This window comes from Thalassospira lucentensis (genome assembly GCF_011806425.1).
GTDB classification, from domain to species: domain Bacteria; phylum Pseudomonadota; class Alphaproteobacteria; order Rhodospirillales; family Thalassospiraceae; genus Thalassospira; species Thalassospira lucentensis_B.
Genome location: NZ_JAATOV010000003.1, coordinates 22,332 through 38,673 on the forward strand (window position 1 = coordinate 22,332; position 16,342 = coordinate 38,673).

The 16,342-nt window shown below is 49.5% G+C and carries 15 protein-coding genes; 6 read left to right on the forward strand and 9 right to left on the reverse strand.

Features of this window, described 5'->3' with window-relative positions; all coding sequences use genetic code 11:
* Positions 1 to 64: 64 nt before the first annotated feature.
* From HCZ99_RS10075 to HCZ99_RS10110, 8 genes are all read right to left on the reverse strand, one after another.
* Positions 65 to 1,297 (reverse strand): nucleotidyltransferase domain-containing protein, encoded by a 1,233-nt coding sequence (locus tag HCZ99_RS10075; RefSeq protein WP_167446863.1) that lies wholly within the window; start codon positions 1,295 to 1,297, stop codon positions 65 to 67.
* The gene (locus HCZ99_RS20920) at positions 1,294 to 1,782 is read right to left on the reverse strand and encodes a lasso peptide biosynthesis B2 protein (RefSeq protein WP_167446864.1); all 489 of its coding nucleotides are present in this window, start codon (positions 1,780 to 1,782) and stop codon (positions 1,294 to 1,296) included. Before HCZ99_RS20920 ends, HCZ99_RS10075 begins: the two co-directional genes overlap by 4 nt.
* A complete protein-coding gene (locus HCZ99_RS10085; RefSeq protein ID WP_167446865.1) occupies positions 1,766 to 2,056 on the reverse strand; it encodes a PqqD family protein in 291 nt (96 codons plus the stop codon). Before HCZ99_RS10085 ends, HCZ99_RS20920 begins: the two co-directional genes overlap by 17 nt.
* The gene (locus tag HCZ99_RS10090; protein WP_167446866.1) at positions 2,049 to 2,924 is read right to left on the reverse strand and encodes a sulfotransferase domain-containing protein; all 876 of its coding nucleotides are present in this window, start codon (positions 2,922 to 2,924) and stop codon (positions 2,049 to 2,051) included. The genes HCZ99_RS10085 and HCZ99_RS10090 overlap by 8 nt, the downstream gene beginning before the upstream one ends.
* The gene (locus HCZ99_RS10095) at positions 2,917 to 3,798 is read right to left on the reverse strand and encodes a hypothetical protein (RefSeq protein ID WP_167446867.1); all 882 of its coding nucleotides are present in this window, start codon (positions 3,796 to 3,798) and stop codon (positions 2,917 to 2,919) included. The genes HCZ99_RS10090 and HCZ99_RS10095 overlap by 8 nt, the downstream gene beginning before the upstream one ends.
* Positions 3,783 to 4,655 (reverse strand): hypothetical protein, encoded by an 873-nt coding sequence (locus HCZ99_RS10100; RefSeq protein ID WP_167446868.1) that lies wholly within the window; start codon positions 4,653 to 4,655, stop codon positions 3,783 to 3,785. The genes HCZ99_RS10095 and HCZ99_RS10100 overlap by 16 nt, the downstream gene beginning before the upstream one ends.
* 1 nt (position 4,656) lies before the next feature.
* Positions 4,657 to 6,513: an asparagine synthetase B family protein gene (locus HCZ99_RS10105; RefSeq protein WP_167446869.1), complete on the reverse strand. Its 1,857-nt coding sequence runs from the start codon at positions 6,511 to 6,513 to the stop codon at positions 4,657 to 4,659.
* Between the two features lie 208 nt (positions 6,514 to 6,721).
* Positions 6,722 to 6,880: a hypothetical protein gene (locus tag HCZ99_RS10110; RefSeq protein ID WP_167446870.1), complete on the reverse strand. Its 159-nt coding sequence runs from the start codon at positions 6,878 to 6,880 to the stop codon at positions 6,722 to 6,724.
* A 737-nt stretch (positions 6,881 to 7,617) separates the two neighbouring features.
* Here HCZ99_RS10110 and HCZ99_RS10115 point away from each other — a divergent pair.
* Both HCZ99_RS10115 and HCZ99_RS10120 read left to right on the forward strand, forming a co-directional pair.
* Entirely contained in the window at positions 7,618 to 8,193 is a 576-nt protein-coding gene (locus HCZ99_RS10115) for a LemA family protein (protein ID WP_167446871.1), read from the forward strand.
* A 17-nt stretch (positions 8,194 to 8,210) separates the two neighbouring features.
* On the forward strand, positions 8,211 to 10,316 hold the full coding sequence (locus HCZ99_RS10120) for a DUF2207 domain-containing protein (RefSeq protein WP_167446872.1): 2,106 nt from the start codon (positions 8,211 to 8,213) through the stop codon (positions 10,314 to 10,316).
* 83 nt (positions 10,317 to 10,399) lie between these two features.
* Here HCZ99_RS10120 and HCZ99_RS10125 read toward each other — a convergent pair whose 3' ends face one another.
* Positions 10,400 to 11,461 carry an aldose epimerase family protein gene (locus HCZ99_RS10125; RefSeq protein WP_167446873.1) on the reverse strand — a complete coding sequence of 354 codons (1,062 nt, stop codon included), beginning with the start codon at positions 11,459 to 11,461 and terminating at the stop codon, positions 10,400 to 10,402.
* Positions 11,462 to 11,626: 165 nt separating this feature from the next.
* Between HCZ99_RS10125 and HCZ99_RS10130 the strand changes: the two genes are divergently transcribed.
* The 4 genes from HCZ99_RS10130 (at position 11,627) to yjfF (ending at position 16,283) form a co-directional block, all read left to right on the forward strand.
* A complete protein-coding gene (locus HCZ99_RS10130) occupies positions 11,627 to 12,574 on the forward strand; it encodes an ABC transporter substrate-binding protein (protein ID WP_368484251.1) in 948 nt (315 codons plus the stop codon).
* A gap of 160 nt (positions 12,575 to 12,734) precedes the next feature.
* Complete coding sequence (locus HCZ99_RS10135; protein ID WP_167446874.1) at positions 12,735 to 14,258, forward strand: sugar ABC transporter ATP-binding protein; 1,524 nt, start codon at positions 12,735 to 12,737, stop codon at positions 14,256 to 14,258.
* Between the two features lie 41 nt (positions 14,259 to 14,299).
* Entirely contained in the window at positions 14,300 to 15,316 is a 1,017-nt protein-coding gene (locus HCZ99_RS10140; protein ID WP_254869564.1) for an ABC transporter permease, read from the forward strand.
* The gene (gene yjfF, locus HCZ99_RS10145) at positions 15,306 to 16,283 is read left to right on the forward strand and encodes a galactofuranose ABC transporter, permease protein YjfF (RefSeq protein ID WP_167446876.1); all 978 of its coding nucleotides are present in this window, start codon (positions 15,306 to 15,308) and stop codon (positions 16,281 to 16,283) included. The genes HCZ99_RS10140 and yjfF overlap by 11 nt, the downstream gene beginning before the upstream one ends.
* Positions 16,284 to 16,342: the final 59 nt, after the last annotated feature.

Here is a 16,342-nt window from a genome sequence, read left to right on the forward strand (position 1 = left end):
ACAATAAGCGCTAGCGGCCGGTTGTTTTTGGCTGGGGACATGCGTTTTTAGTTGTTGAGATGTGCTAGGTGTCGGAGAGACCGTCAGCTTGCTCTCTTTTCTCCCGAATGTACCTAATTAAGGCGAGTTGTCGTTCACCCTGATGATGTAATTCGCGATAATCTATCTTCATTTTTCTAAAGGCGCGGCACTTGATGAAAAAGAGTCGCGTCCAGAACCTTAGATAGAGAAAATTATCGAGAATAATGTTATTTTCCTGTTTGTTGAAAGTTGCTCTTAAGACGGCCTTCGCAGGAAAAAGCCCCTTGAAAAGTGCGTAGCTGCGTTCTTGCATGCTAGATGAACTTGATAACAGCGAAAGTAACTTGGGGCCTGCAAACTTGCTTATGTCCGGGAATAGTCCGAGGTTGTCGAGTAGGCAGGGCATGATTGCTGACAGGTCCGCGTCGGGCTTCCAGCTCGAAAACTGCGTGGTTGTCACTCCTAGGTTTCTAGTCAGGAGATGCAGGCAAATATTTATGCTATCGGTAGCCCCCCATTCTTCTGCTCGGGCGCGGACGATATCCCAATCTATTTTTGTATCGGAATCGGTGATTAATTCAGCTAAATCCCAAAGTTGGGTTAGGGAAACATCGAAATAGTGATGTTCCATATGCAGGCAAAGATAAACCAGCAAGTCTTCGGACGACATAACCCGTGCATTTTTATGTTGCGCGTCGATAGCAAGAGATCGCAGCCAGATGCCGTCTAAGTCGATATCGTGTTCATCTGTCAAACGCCAATGCAGTTCGATTGGCAGGGTTGAAGCATCTGATTTAGTGAATGTCAGATTGTGATAATCATCGACGTCGAATAGGCCTTCGTCAAAGGTTGGGCTGCAGGTATACCCAATTTGAGTGAAATATTCGGCGAAAGCAGGAATATCTTTTTTTTGAGCCAGAATGTCGATGTCGCCCATAGAGCGGAGACCAAGGTTGCTGTAAACCCGGCCGGCTAAGTCGATGCCTTTTAGGAGAATGGCTTGACGTCCCGATGAGGCAATTGCTTTGAATAGCAATTGTTTGCCTGCAAAGTTACGGGCAGCGTTCCCGAGAATATGAAGGCGAAGTTGGGAGTTGATTAGGTCCGGTGCGGATATATTGGTTTGCCGCAAGCGAAGAGCTAGAAACTGTTGACCACCTTTTTCTTTCAGTAGGTTAAAAAGGGTGTTCCATTCATCGGGCCTCAGATTTTGCAGAACTTCTTCACCATCTTTATCCCAACGCAGAGCTGATAAGAGAGAGCTAGCAGCGGTCATGGGGCTTGTACTGTCGATGTAGAAGTGGCTTTTCGGTTACGATAAGCCGCTATTTGCTTGAATAGTGCGCGTTCGGAACCGCCGGTCAGTATTTCATCGTTGCATTCAAGCCAAGCATGTGCCGCTAGCGAATTCTCAGGCGCGGTAGAACGTGAGACCCCAAGGAAAAGTAAGCTAGGGATATGCCGACGTTGCAGCAAAACCGATCCGGCGAGTGCTTTTACAAGGCAAGTGCAATTCAAAGGAAGACGGCTGGCGGCAGTTGTAATAGCCCACGATATATCTTCTGTTCGAACTTCAGGAGACATATTTGTTGGGAATGTTGAGGATGCTGTTTCCAAATCAAAAAGGCGGAGGACTCTCGCAATAGGCAAACAGGTAATTGCCAAGCGCGCATACAGTAATAGTATACTGGCTTCTAGTAGCAGCAGAAACTGAGGGAAACCGGCTTTTTGGAGCTTGGAAAAATCACCCTTTCGAAACATCTATCAAACTCTCATCGGCGAGTTGGCCAAGGAATGCGATGACATCATTTCTGATCTCGATAGAATCACCTTCGAATGAATTTACGATGTCGACGCAAAGTTCTTCAACTTTTCGCGGTTTTTCTATTTCTTCCCATATTTTGCGTGCAACCGGATTGAGGCCAACATAGTTGTTGGATTCATAACTGATAATTACCAGATCACCGTCAACGGCAGTGTTTGGCAAATCTTTCTTTTGAACAACAATGGAATCTTCAGAGATTTTGCTAGTCATCTTGTCCCTCTGGCCGCTTTCCGTGTGCATCGACGTATCTGAGGCGTTGCATCATTTCGCCGTGCGTATCGATTAGCTTGTCTATAAGTTTTTGTGGCAGTTCCTCACGCCATCCATCTACTTTTCCTTTGCGGAAAAACAGACCTGCAGCTTTTGCTGGTCTCTCCCGAAACCCCTGAGTTTGCTCTTGTGCTTGCAGTTTTTTAAAGCTGCATAACTCTAGTGCGTGTTTTAGCCTATTCTCATCATATGCCAACCCGCAAAATGTGACCAACCGCCCAAAAGATTCCATTGGATTTTGGACCATATCTTCATATCGCAGGTGACATAAGACAACTTCAGTTTGATCCAACCAGCTTTGGGCATGCTGACTCCAGCTTCCGATTTTTTGTTCGATGGCTGGAGATGGTCGTTTGTCTGCTGCTGAAAGGCAGTAGTCGCGAGTGCAAAGTATATCTACAGATATTTCAAGTGAGACACCCCAATGGGATGCTGCGGAGGATGCGATGTCAAGGACATTACGAGAAATGAAGACAGCCTTCTTCGTTACGTCAGGCGGAAACAATAGGTTGCCATCAGCCGTTTTCCGCCAAAGATCATGTGTTTTTACAAACAGGTTGTCGTTGGTTTCACGCGAGAGGGCCCGCAAGATTTCTGGGCGAAAATTATCAATCGTGGCGGGATCTAGCATGGATGTTTTTATCCCAAGATAGCGATCAAAACAAACACGGGAGAAAGCAGCAGCTAGATTGGTTTCGGCGGTTTTGTTGATATCTACAGGCGACGTGCCGATGTAACTTGCGAGAAACATTCTCGTCCAAGTGTTTCCTGACTTTGGATAGGATGCCAAGGGAATGATATTACTCACCGATGATTGCTCCAAGAACGTCATCCATTGACCATCTGTTTTCAGGGCGAGAAACTAAAAGCAGATCGATACTGGAAAGCGTATAGAGAAAACTGGTTTGAACCGACATGATATCTTTAGGCAGCAGAGGGCCATAAAGACATGAAAGCAACAGCTCTAATTTCTTCTGACCACTTATGCGTTCTACCTTAACCTTGCTGGTGTTTTCAGTCCGCTTTAGATAGATAATTCGAGATACAGGTTTGGACTGCTGCTGCGCGTTATGAGATATCGCCACTTTATTACGGTGCCAATCGCGACGCGGTAGGTGCGCGGTCGAATAGGGCAGATATTCTAGTGCATCTTCACAAAGGCATACTTCTTTTGTGCCCGGTAGAATCTCTAATTTCCCATTTTCACCTAGCCTTACTGCGCAAAGGTCGTCGGCCTGCAGGTGCCATCCCTTAGTTACCAGATGAGATATTGTTGTTGATTTCCCCGCACCAGAGTCACCCGTGACGATCACAGCTTGATCATTTGTGCTAGCACTTGAAGCATGGAAAGCAAGCATTTTGCGTTGCCGCAAGACAGCCGCCATAACTTGATAAAACAGGTTATGAAGAAACAAATCTTCTTTGCAGTCCTTGTTTTTTTGGAATTTTATCGAATTGCCATTTTCAACAAGAAAGCGAGCTGATTGCATTCCACCTCGCAGGAGAAATGCGCCATGATCTACATCGAACGATTGTTCAGTGACTTTTGGAGCCGGAAGATGCCGTGGTACATCCGTTTCAACTGCGATAACATCCACTTTCGCACCAGCTTGAGCACCATCTACCCCTTGGCAGGTAAAGGGTAGCGATACAACAAGCCCATGAATTAAATAGTAGGGCATTTGTGCTCCTGCAGGATTACGTCTGCGGCATTTTCAATATCGCTTAGGTTACGGTGCGCCATATCAATATATTTAAACGGTGCCGAACTTGTTGCTGCATAAGTTTGCAGCAACTGATTTGCTGTAGTGAATACACTGTTTATTGGAGCATTATACGGTGGAAGGCTGTTTTTAGAGAGCTTTGAAATACCCGTAGGACCAGATGAGAATTGGGCTTTATCTGCACGCAGGTCTATTCTTAAATGGTATATTGCTTTTATTGGCATCAATCTATCTTCGAAAGCACTCTCAGAGATGTTCCAATAGGGAATGTCATGCAAAGACTCTGAGGCTGGAGTAAGCCAACTTGGGCGTTTTTTGACAAAAATGCTTTCAATTGTATCTGGCCAAAGGCGCATTTGCGGCCATATTGGCGCGACATTAGCAATTCCATCACGATTAACAAAAATAGAAGCTGCGTCGTCACCCATTAAGCGAAGACCACGTTTCATTAAGGCCAGTGCGAGAGCCGATTTGCCGGTAACAGTTTGTCCGCAAAGTAAAATGGCACCATTAGGGCCTGCAACGGCTGCGGCGTTTAGACTGAATCCCCCGCGAAGGAGCGTGATCGCGACAAGTGGTAAAGAACGCAGGAACGGGCCAATGTTATCCCATTTTTTGGCGGCGCTATCGCTTATGATTAGGTCACTTTTGCTGGCGAGGACACGACCGAACTGAGGAATATCTACAAGTAGCTGATCGCGGGTCGCTTGCCACAAAATGCCACGGTCAACAGGATTTATAAGGTCCTCAACCGTCGGCATGGTATTAATTCTGACGTCATCTAACCAATCAGGAAGTATCTTTGGTGCATTCATTTCATTGTCCGCTTTGGGTCAGACGCTTAATGTAAAGTCCTGCCATGATCCCACGCATGAGAACTGTTGTCGCAAGATTGAATATATCCTGATTGTTTTCTGTTTTAGCTCTTTCCCAAACATTTCGCATGCGTGGCAGGTTCAAATACGGTTCCGCAACATCTTGAATTTCTACCAGAGCGGCTTCAACATCTTCGTGATAGATGCGAAGGCGTGTCAGTAGATCAGACGCCTGACGACCACGCAATTGGTTCAATCGGATCGGGTCGGGCAAAATGCCTTTCATCGCTTCTCGTATCAGCCATCGGTCGTAACCACTTTTCGGATCGAAGAAAATATGGTCCGGTACCGATAGGCAAAATTCAAGGACCCTGGGATCCGTTGTCGGGTCGGATATCGTTATGCCCAAAAATCGACCAAGTGCATGATAATAAGCGCCTAGCCCCGGATTGGTCGGCTTCAAAATAGCAAGTCGGGCCTCACGGGCGGAGCGATTGTACCTGAGCGCGGGATCGTTGATCCGTTCTGCATGTAGGTTCAGCCGTTCGGCCAACGCCGGGGAAATAGCCGAACGTGACCAATCTTGCTTTGTGTACAGATGCCGGATTGAGCTTACTATCTTTGATGGAAGGGCTTTTTTCAGGCGTTTGTTTACCCATGTGGCAAGACCTAAAGAGCTGATCTGATTGGCCAGCGGTCTTGAAAACTCATCGCCTGTCCAAGAAATTCCAGCATTTCCCATCTGGCCTGTTAACACCAGTTTATTACCATTTGCGGCAGCTGCGCGAAATAGATCAAGAATCCAGAATGCATTTGACGACCCGTGAATAGGGTCGCCTGCTATATCAAGGGAATCGCGAATTGCTTGAATAGGGCTGTAGTTTGAGCAAGTAATTTGATGATGCGATATATTACCTGCACCTTGAACCAGAGCTTGTGCAAACTCTAACTCATTGCCAAATCGACCGGCTGCAAATAACTGTGTGTCCGGCAGTGGAACGGAGGTATAGGCATCGATACTTTTGCCTTGGACGCGCAAAAAACGCGCGGATACCGCAGTTACAGAACCGGAATCAAGGCCTCCACTGAGCATCGATCCGAGTGCGTCGGTCGTAGATGCGCGTTCCGAAACCACCTTTACAAAGATATCTCGGAAGCCATCGGCGTATTCGTTTCTGTTTTTTAAAGTTTGAAGCTTTGTGTCTTTTAATGACCAATATTGATGCAGACTGGAATAGCCGGGTTTTGCTGATAAATAATAGCCCGGCTTAAGACGGCTAGCTGATCTGTCATATAAAAACTCAGAAGGGGTGGTAATTGGCCAAGAAATAAGGTGTTGGGCAAAAGTCTTTTCATCAATATTGGGTCTAGGAGCGCCAAATTGATAAAGGAATTCTCTAGATGTTGAGAATGTTAGGAAAGTGTCTGTTTGATAATAATATAAGGTCGAATTGCCAAAATGATCACGGCTTATGATGAGGCTTTGCTGATTGCGATCCCACAACACAGCGCACCAATCACCATGAAGAAACTTGCAAAAATCATTTCCCCAATGCCTATACGCGTGATGAACAATTTCTGCGTCGTTCATAGGTGCGTTTGGCGACAGCCTTAGGTTAAGACGTTCTATGAGTTCGTTACGGTTGTATATGATGCCGTCGACAGCAATGACCAAGCCGTTGCAGATAGATATTTGATCTGTTTCGTGATTGCCAAAACATAAAAGAAGATTAGTGTCGCGGAAAAAAACTGGGTGCTGATGATTAACAACACTAGGAATATCCGAGACCACTCCTGAAAAGCGGTTGGTATTGTACTTATCTGTGAACAGGACGCCGGACAGATATTTCTTTTTCAACAGATACCTGCGTAAATTTAGTTTTTAAATTATAACTTGCTGCTGAGCAGGAATAATAAATAAAGGCACGCGTCGATCATACCAATTTTCAGGTCGTGGGGATGAACGTTTTCCTCACCATTAAATCACGGCGCTACTCGTTGTCTGGCATCATGTTTTGTAGTTTTAATAAGAATAGGCGTGAGCAACGTGAGTTTGAGGCGGGATATTAGACGGTTGGTGTGCCACCATCATTCAAAGAGCCCATCGAAGCCAGCGTCTCATCCATTCGAATTTTAGTTAGTTTCGGCTTCGTCCACGCAGATTTGCTTTCAATGTTATTTTTTTCCAAATTTTTCTGCGTATCAATTTTTTTTTCGATAAGCATATTCAGTTACCTTAATTGTAAATTCGACCAGTTTTATGACCTGAAACATCTTTTTTAGCGAAGGATCAAGTTGAAGTCGAATTTATTTTCGCCTTGGATGTTTTTAAATCGCAGGATTTATGCTTTTGAATTTTCAACGCAGAAACTTTTGGTTTTTAGCCCTTTTTAAGGGGTAGAGCCAAGTCCGCCATCAGCCACGGACCCTACGTTCGACAAGGTCTGGTCCATTTTGATCTTCGTCATTTCGGGCTTTTCCCAAGCCATTTTGGGGGCGCTGTTTGGCTGCGTTGAATTTTTCAAAGTGGTTGGTGTGTCTCTTAAGTCCATAAAAAAATCTCCATAGTTGGGTGGCAAAAATCTCACGAGCTATACCGTGATGAAGAATTCTTTTAAACCATTGGAGTTAAATGTATCAATTGAAAGTTGTCCGAAATTGCAAAAAATTCGCGACGATATCATGGGTGATATTTTCGCTGTTTGGCAAAGGATTAAAGACGTTGCTGTCGTGTTGTAAGTTGGTACTTCAGGGCAGGGAAATCCGCAGTAGATTTTGTTAGATTTCTAGATATTGGGACACCTAAAAAGTTTTATTGATTTGTCTTGTTTCTCTGCGTTTGACGGATGGCTGTCATGCCTTGTTTCTTTGTTCTTAGTCAGATTATTGTGTGTCTGAGCATTCGCGTGGCTGTCCACCACGTTACAAACACATACAAACAAAGAAAAAATAGGCAAACCGCATGAGCGAATTTTTCCTGTCAGGCTGGTTCTTGATTGCCCTTGTGGCCGGGGTCCTTATATGGGCCGTCGTTATCTATAACCGCCTTGTGGCCCTGCGCCAGCGCGCAGACGAAGGCTGGAGCGGTATCGACGTCCAGCTTAAGCGCCGCAGCAACCTTATCCCCAATCTGATCGAAACCGTTCGTGGTTACATGGATCACGAAAAAGGCATCCTTGAAAAAGTAACGCAAATGCGTGCGCGCTGCATCGCGGCCCAAGGTGAAGCGCCGGCTGAACGTGTTGCCGCCGAACGTGAAATGTCATCTGCTTTGATGCAGTTTTTCGCGACCGCGGAAAATTATCCAGATCTGAAAGCCAGCACCAACTTCATCAATCTGCAGGACGAGCTTTCCGAGCTGGAAAACCATATCCAGATGGCGCGTCGCTATTTCAACGGCACGGTGCGGGAATTGAATACAGCTGTTCAGTCCTTCCCGGGCAATTTGATTGCGAACAAATTTGGGTTCACCACCCGCGACTATTACGAAATCGACGACCCGGCAAGCCGCGATCTGCCGGGGGTAAAGTTCTCCTGATCGGGACAATCTGAATAATGAATTTATCAAAAGAACTGCCACCCGGCGCAAAGGTCGGGGCCAGCAGCGGTTTGGCGCGCAATATGTGCGGCCTTATGCGAAAAATTGGATTGTGCGCGCTGTTCTTGGCGTGTGCTTTGATTGCCAATATCGCCCCCACGCAGGCGCAGGCCCAAAGACTTGCGCCATTCGTTTTGCCAACAGAACGCATCCTGTCATACAACGTGGACATTTCTGTCCTTGATGACGCCAGCATGGACGTGGTTGAAACCATCTCGGTTCAGGCCACCAATAATGAAATCAGAAGCGGTATTTTCCGTGAAATACCGTTGCGTACGCTTGTCGATGGCGGGATGTATCATGACGCCGCCTTTGACATTCAGTCGATCAAGCGTGACGGAAAGGATGAAAACTATACCGTCAAAGAACTGCGTTCGGGCAAACGCATTTATATCGGTGAACAGGGCCGGATGGTTTCCAAAGGGCGTCACACCTACGAAATCGCCTATCATATTGATTCACAGCTCTATAATAACGATGGCCGTGACGAACTTTATTGGAACGTAACGGGCAACGATTGGGGCTTTTATATCCAATCTGCGCGTGTGTCTGTGCATCTGCCCAAAGGCGCCGAAATTGACGAATTTGCCGGATTTACAGGTTATTACGGTGAAGACGGTGAAGATTTCCGTGTCGTCGAGCAACGCTCAGATTACCTTGAACTTCAAACAACGAAAAGCCTGGCACCCCATGCCGGATTTACCTTTGGCGTCGCATGGCAAGAAGGCCTGGTCACCTATCCCGGGTTCTGGGACAAAGCCGTCCGCCTGTTCACAAGCAATATCGGTGTTGTTTTCGCCTTTTTGGGGTTAATCGCTTCGCTCGTTTATTTCTTGTATACGTGGCATCGCTATGGCCGCGATCCGAAAAAGGGCACCGTGATCCCGGAATTCGAACCGCCAAAGGGCCTGTCGCCTGCGACCTGTGGTTTCCAGTGGTTTAAAGGGTTCCGTGGCAAATTTAGCGACAGCTACATGTTCGGTGTCGTTCTGGCCAGCCTTGCGTCAAAAGGATATGTGACCCTGCGCAACGGCCGAGTTCCTGGTATTTTTAATGTCGATCGGACATCGAAAAAGCCCGAAGACCTGCCAGCAGAAGAAGCGTTGGTCCTTGATGGCATGTTTGGGGCTGATAATTCAGACACCTTCGAGATTGGCAAAAGGGACGATAAAAAGGTCCGCACCACGCTCGGCACGATGAAAAACATTTTCGACAAGGAATATTCCAAACGCTATTTCAACAGCAATACCGGCGTTTGGGTTGTTGGACTGCTTGTTGTCATCGGATTTTTCCTGCTGACGGTCGCCAATAGCCATTCGTCGGGGTCAGACATCTTCGCCCTGATTGGGTTGGGTGTGATGTCGACTGTGTTTGGCTCAATCGCAGTGTTTTTCTTGATCCCGTCTGTGATCAAGGCCCTTCCGGACTTCGTGGAAAATCCCATCGCGTCGTTCATTCACTTCGTGTTGATGGTGGGCATCTCGCTTACCTGTTTCGTGCCATTGATCTTTTTTGCAGATTTGGCGTCGGACTCAATCGCCCCGTTGGCCTACACGCTGACCAAGCTGACGTTCCTGGTTCCAATTCCGTTCTTCTTCTTGATTGATGCACCAACCCCCGAAGGCCAACGCCTGCGCACCCGGATTGAAGGGTATCGTATGTATTTGACCACGGCGGAAAGCCATCTGATCAACGCCCGGGCGGAATTTGCAGGGGCGCAGACCGAGATTACCGAAGAAGTCTTTGAAGCCCATTTGCCATATGCCATGGCGTTGGACGCCGAAGATGCCTGGGGTGATCGATTTGCGGAATCCTTGGCGAAGTCTGGACGTGATCCAAGCATCGCGCGCAATTACCGTCCGAATTGGTATGCCGGTTCAATGACCGGATTGGCTGGTGCGGCCTCTATTGGCTCGTCCATCGGAAGCTCCATCACGACCGCGACCGCGACGTCCTCTGCACCGACGCCAAGTTCGTCCTCGTCGGGCGGCTTTTCCAGCGGCGGCGGTGGCGGCGGCTTTTCTGGCGGCGGCGGCGGCGGTGGCGGCGGCGGCGGTTGGTAACAGCAGTCGCGCAACGCTTCGCCAAAAGCGAGTGCAAAATCTAACCAAGAAAAAGGCCCCGTTTCGACGGGGCCTTTTGCTGTTTAGGAAAATTCCCACTCAATCACATGGTGATATGTTTCACCGGGCTTAAGCCACGGGCTCGGGAAATCATCCCGGTTGGGGCTGTCTGGCCAGGTCTGGGGTTCAAGGGCGATGCCTGCTGAGGCGTGCAGGCCAACGCCGTCCTTGGTTTTCATATCGTCGGTGAAATGCTGGGACAGATAAAATTGAAGTCCGGCCTCGGTCGAAAACAGTTTCATCGAACGTCCACTTGCCAGATCCGACAGGGTGGCAATTTGGCGCAGTGTCCCGCGCTCCCCGGTCAGGCAGAAATTATGATCAAACCCTTGTTCCGCCTTTGGAAGCATATCCGATACCCGTGACGGGGTTCTAAAATCATATCCCGTTCCGGCAACGTCTTGGGGGCCGGGCAGGGGAATCAGCTGATCATTAATCGGCAACCAGGCATCGGCATTGATTTGTAAAACGTGATCGGCGGCTGATCTATCAAACTGACCTGACAGGTTCCAATAGGCATGGCTTGTCATATTCACCGGGCACAGCTGATCACAGGTCGCGGTGATTTCAAGGCGCAGGCGATTGGCGGCTGTGATCGAATAGGTCGCGGTTGCATGGAACGTGCCTGGATATCCCTGGTCGCCGTCTTCGGATGTGATTTCAAACCGCACTTTTGTATCGGTGGCATCGGTCACGGTCCAAGTCTTTTTGTCAAAGCCAACGACCCCGCCATGTAGGTGCGTTGGTCCTTCATTCGACGAAAGGATAATCTCGCGCCCGGTCGGATCGACATAGCGCGAATTGGCAATTCGATTGGCATAACGCCCGCAAACTGCGCCGATATAGCTGTCTTGCGCCAGATAGGCGTCATCGCTTTGCAGGCCGACCGCGATATTGGTTTCATTTGGCCCATCATTCTGCCCGGCTTTACCACGCAGATACAGCCCGGACATCCGCGCACCAACCGCAGAAAGGCTTACGCGAATCTGATCGGATATCAGCATCAGCTGATCTGAATTGGGGCTGTCTTTAAGGGTGTCTGACACGGGATTTGCAGCCTTTGATGATGGGGGTAAATCGGACATGTTCAACTCCAGAAGTCTTTGTTTTTCTTTGTTTTGTAATGCGTTTTAAAACGTGTAGAGCGACGCCGTGTATAAGACAATAACTATATGGTTGAGTCACTTCAACTCATATTGTATTACTATATGGCTTTTAAGCAAGAAACCACACTTAGGGAGGAAAACGTGGTGAGTCTCAAAAAATTAGCTGTTTCAACCGCAGCACTTGGCGTTGCACTGGGTCTTTCGTTCGCGGCACACGCAGAAATGATGATCGGCTTTTCGCAGATCGGTTCTGAAAGTGGCTGGCGTACATCGGAAACAGCATCGATCAAAGCCGAAGCCGAAAAGCGTGGCATTGATCTGAAATTCTCCGACGCACAGCAAAAACAAGAAAACCAAATCAAAGCTGTTCGTTCATTCATCGCCCAAGGCGTTGACGGTATCTTGCTGGCCCCGGTTGTTGAAACCGGTTGGGATCAGGTTCTCAAAGAAGCCAAAGACGCCGGTATTCCGGTTGTTCTTGTTGACCGTGGCGTTGCTGCGGATGAAGACCTTTATCTGACCAAAGTGGCGTCTGACTTCGTTGTCGAGGGTGCTTTGGCGGCTGCTTGGTTGGCAACCGAAACCAATGCGGTTTGTGACGTTGTTGAACTGCAGGGGACTGTTGGTTCATCGGCTGCCAATGACCGTAAATCCGGTTTTGAATCCGTTGTTTCGAACTTCCCGGCAATCAACATCATCCGTTCGCAGTCTGGTGACTTCACCCGTTCCGGCGGTAAGGAAGTTATGGAAAGCTTCCTGAAAGCCGAAGACGGCGGCAAAAACATCTGTGCGGTTTACGCGCACAATGATGACATGGCACTTGGTGCCGTACAGGCCATCAAAGAAGCCGGTTTGACCCCGGGTAAAGATATCCTGATCGTATCGATCGATGCGGTTCCAGATATCTTCAAAGCCATGGCTGACGGCGACACCAATGCGACCATCGAACTGAACCCGCATTTGGGTGGCCCATCCTTTGACGCAATTGCTGCGGCCAAAGAAGGCAAAGAAGTTCCGAAATGGATCAAAGCAAACGGCCCGCTCTACCTGCCCGATACGGCTGCTGAAGAATACAAAATGCGCAGCAAGTAACGTGCAGTCATCGGGAACCCCAACACTTTCGATGTGTCGGGTGACCTGATGAATTCTGACTGACAATGCGTCGGACGTGCCTCTGCAATCGCGGGGGTGCGTCCGGGTGCTTATCGCCTAGAAAATGTCTGTCAGAACAAAATGGGAGAGGGCGATTTATATGGCACAGACATCACAGCCCGAAAATTCGGGTAAGACGGTGCTTTCAGTTCGCGGGGCAGGGAAGTTCTTTCCCGGGGTTAAGGCCCTGCAAAATGTTGATTTTGATTTGCAAGAAGGCGAAATTCACGCGCTTTTGGGTGAAAATGGCGCAGGCAAATCGACCTTGATCAAGGTGATTACGGGCGTGCATCCGCGCGATGCTGGTTCGGTTACCCTTAACGGTCAGGAAATCCATCCCAACCATCCAGGCGACGCACAGGCGCTGGGTATTTCCACAGTGTTTCAGGAAGTCAATCTGATCCCGACCTTGTCGGTGGCAGAAAACCTGATGCTGGAACGTCAGACCCGCAAGTTTGGTCTGATTGCGTGGAAGAAAACCGACGAAGACGCCAAGGCCGCCTTGGAAATTCTCGGTCTTGATATCGATATTCATCGGCCCCTTGGGTCGTATTCGGTTGCCATTCAACAGCTTGTCGCGATTGCGCGCGCGGTGGCCCTTGATGCGCGGGTTCTGATTTTGGATGAACCGACCGCAAGTTTGGACGCCGAAGAAATCAAAACGCTTTTTGCCATCATGCGCGATCTTAAGGCCAAGGGCCTTGGCATCGTGTTTGTGACGCATTTCTTGGATCAGGTATATGCCGTGACCGACCGGATCACGGTTTTGCGCAACGGTGAATTGGTCGGAACGTTCGTGACAAAGGACCTGCCGCAAATTGATTTGATCAATCATATGCTGGGGCATGAATTGGCCGAAGTCAGTTCGCACCGCCATCAGGACGAAGGCAATTATACCGGCCCCAAACGCCAAATTCAGGTCAAGAACCTGGGTAAAAAGCGTGTGTTGGAACCGGTTAGTCTTGATCTTCAGGCTGGTGAAATTGTGGGTCTTGCCGGTCTTTTGGGATCGGGGCGTACCGAACTTTCCGAACTGATTTTTGGTACTCAAAAAGCTGACAGCGGCCTTGTCTTTATGGATGGGGAACCGGTGATGCTGCGTTCCCCACGGCATGCGATCCGGGCGGGCTTTGGCCTGTGCCCGGAAGATCGCAAACAAGACGGGATCGTTGCCGAACTGAGTGTGCGTGAAAACATCATGCTGGCCCTGCAAGGGCGGCGCGGATGGTTGCGCCCGATCCCGCGCAACGAGCAGCAAAAGCTTGCCGATGACATGATCAAGGCGCTTGGCATTGCCACCCCCGACAGCGAAAAGCCCGTCGGTCAGCTTAGCGGTGGCAACCAGCAAAAGGTCATTTTGGCCCGCTGGCTGGTGTCCAAACCGTTGCTGTTGATTTTGGATGAACCGACACGCGGCATTGATGTGGGGGCACATGCCGACATCATCAAACTGATCAAGGAGCTCTGCGACGAAGGGTTGGCCTTGTTGGTGGCATCATCTGAGCTTGATGAAATTGTCGCCTTTGCCGACCGGGTTGCGGTGATGCGCGACCGTGAAAAGGTGTCGGAATTGACCGGCGCTGAAATCACGCAGGAAAACATCATCGAGGCCATCGCACGATGAGCAGTTTACAAGACAAAAAGAAAGTACGGGAAAGCAGCATCATGTCTGCATCTTCTTTGATAAGCCGTCCGTGGTTTGGCCCGGTCGCGGCCCTTGTCCTGATTATTCTGGGCATCGGCATTATTTCGCCGGATTTCTTTAACGTTCGCATTGTCGACGGGCATCTTTATGGATCGCTTGTTGATGTGGTGCATCGTGCGGCGTCCACTGCCCTTGTCGCGGTGGGGATGGCGGTTGTCATTGGCACACGTGGCATTGATCTTTCGGTTGGCTCGGTGATTGCCATTTCCGGTGCGGTGATGGCGGTTTTGATCCGTGATACCGATTTGCACCCGGCGGTGATTATTCTTGCCGCGCTTGGGGCTGGGCTTTTGTGCGGGCTTTGGAACGGGGTTTTGGTCGCGTTTCTCGATATTCAGCCGATCATTGCCACGCTTATTCTGATGGTGGCGGGGCGCGGGATCGCGCAAATGATTACTGATGGTCAGATTGTCACGTTCCATGGTGCGTTCTTTGAAGGGATCGGCAGTGGATACCTTTTGGGGATTCCGTGGCGGGTGATCATTGCCGCTGTTGTGATTGGTGGTTTGTATCTGATCATGCGCAAAACCGCCCTTGGCCTGTTTGTTGAGGCCGTTGGTGGCAATGCGCGCGCCAGCCGCGTTGCCGGGATTGATGCCCGCGGGATTAAGCTGATGGCGTATGCCACGGCGGGGCTGTGTTCGGCCGTGGCCGGGATCATCATCGCGGCTGATATTCGCGGTGCGGATGCCAACAATGCCGGTCTTTGGCTGGAACTTGATGCGATTTTGGCGGTTGTGATTGGTGGGGCGTCCTTGATGGGCGGTCGGTTCTTTATCGGCATGACCGTAATCGGGGTTTTGATCATTCAGTCCCTGACCACCGGCATTCTGTTGTCTGGTTTGCCATCGCAATACACGCTGATCGTTAAAGCAGCCGTTGTGATGATTGTTCTGCTGGTTCAGGCGCCAAAATCACGTGAACTTATCAGCAAAGCCTGGGGTTCGATGACGCAGGGGAAATCGCATGAAAATTAATGAACGCTTTTACCCACTGTTGGCGACCTTGGCCGTGTTGGCCTTGCTGTATGGCTATGGGATTTTTGAACATCGTGCCTTTTCCGATACCTATGTTTTGGGCGCGCTTCTGACCGATAATGCCTTTTTGATCATTACCGCCGTTGGCATGACTTTTGTCATTCTATCAGGTGGGATTGATTTGTCGGTTGGGTCGATGATTGCCTTTGTCGGGGTGTTGATGGCCGAGCTTGTTACCGGGTTTGGCATGCATCCGGTTTTGGCCGCGGTCATTTCGATCATCATTGGATCTGCCTTTGGCGCGTTGATGGGCGTGATTATCGCCAAGTTTGATATTCAGCCGTTTATTATCACCTTGGCGGGCATGTTCTTTCTGCGTGGGATGTGCTTCCTGATCAATCTGGATTCCGTTCCGATTGACCATGCGTTCGTGTCCGAATTCAGTGGCTTTCAAATTCCGTTGCCCGGTCGCGGTTGGTTGACCGCATCGGCGGTATTGATGCTGTTGACTGTGGTGGGGGGGATCATCATTGCCCACTACACCCGGTTTGGGCGCAATGTCTATGCCATTGGTGGCGACCGTCAATCAGCTCAGTTGCTGGGCACACCGGTCGATGCAACGATCATTCGCGTTTATGCGCTGTCGGGCTTTTTCAGCGCGCTTTCGGGCGTTGTTTTCGCCTTTTACACCGCATCGGCCTATCCGCTGGCAGCGGTCGGGGTTGAGTTGGATGCGATTGCGGCGGTGGTGATTGGCGGCACGCTTTTGACCGGCGGGATGGGCTTTGTGATTGGCACATTCTTTGGCGGGATCATCATGGGCGTGATCCAGACCCTGATTGCGTTTGACGGGTCGCTTAATAGCTGGTGGACCAAGATCATGATTGGTGCCTTGCTGTTTGGCTTTATCGTGCTGCAACGCCTGATTACGCGGTCCTTCTCGGGCATGCGGGCCGGGGCGACGTAACGCGCAATATCACGTTGCAACGCATTGCCAAATGAAACGACCACAACAAGAAAACGCCC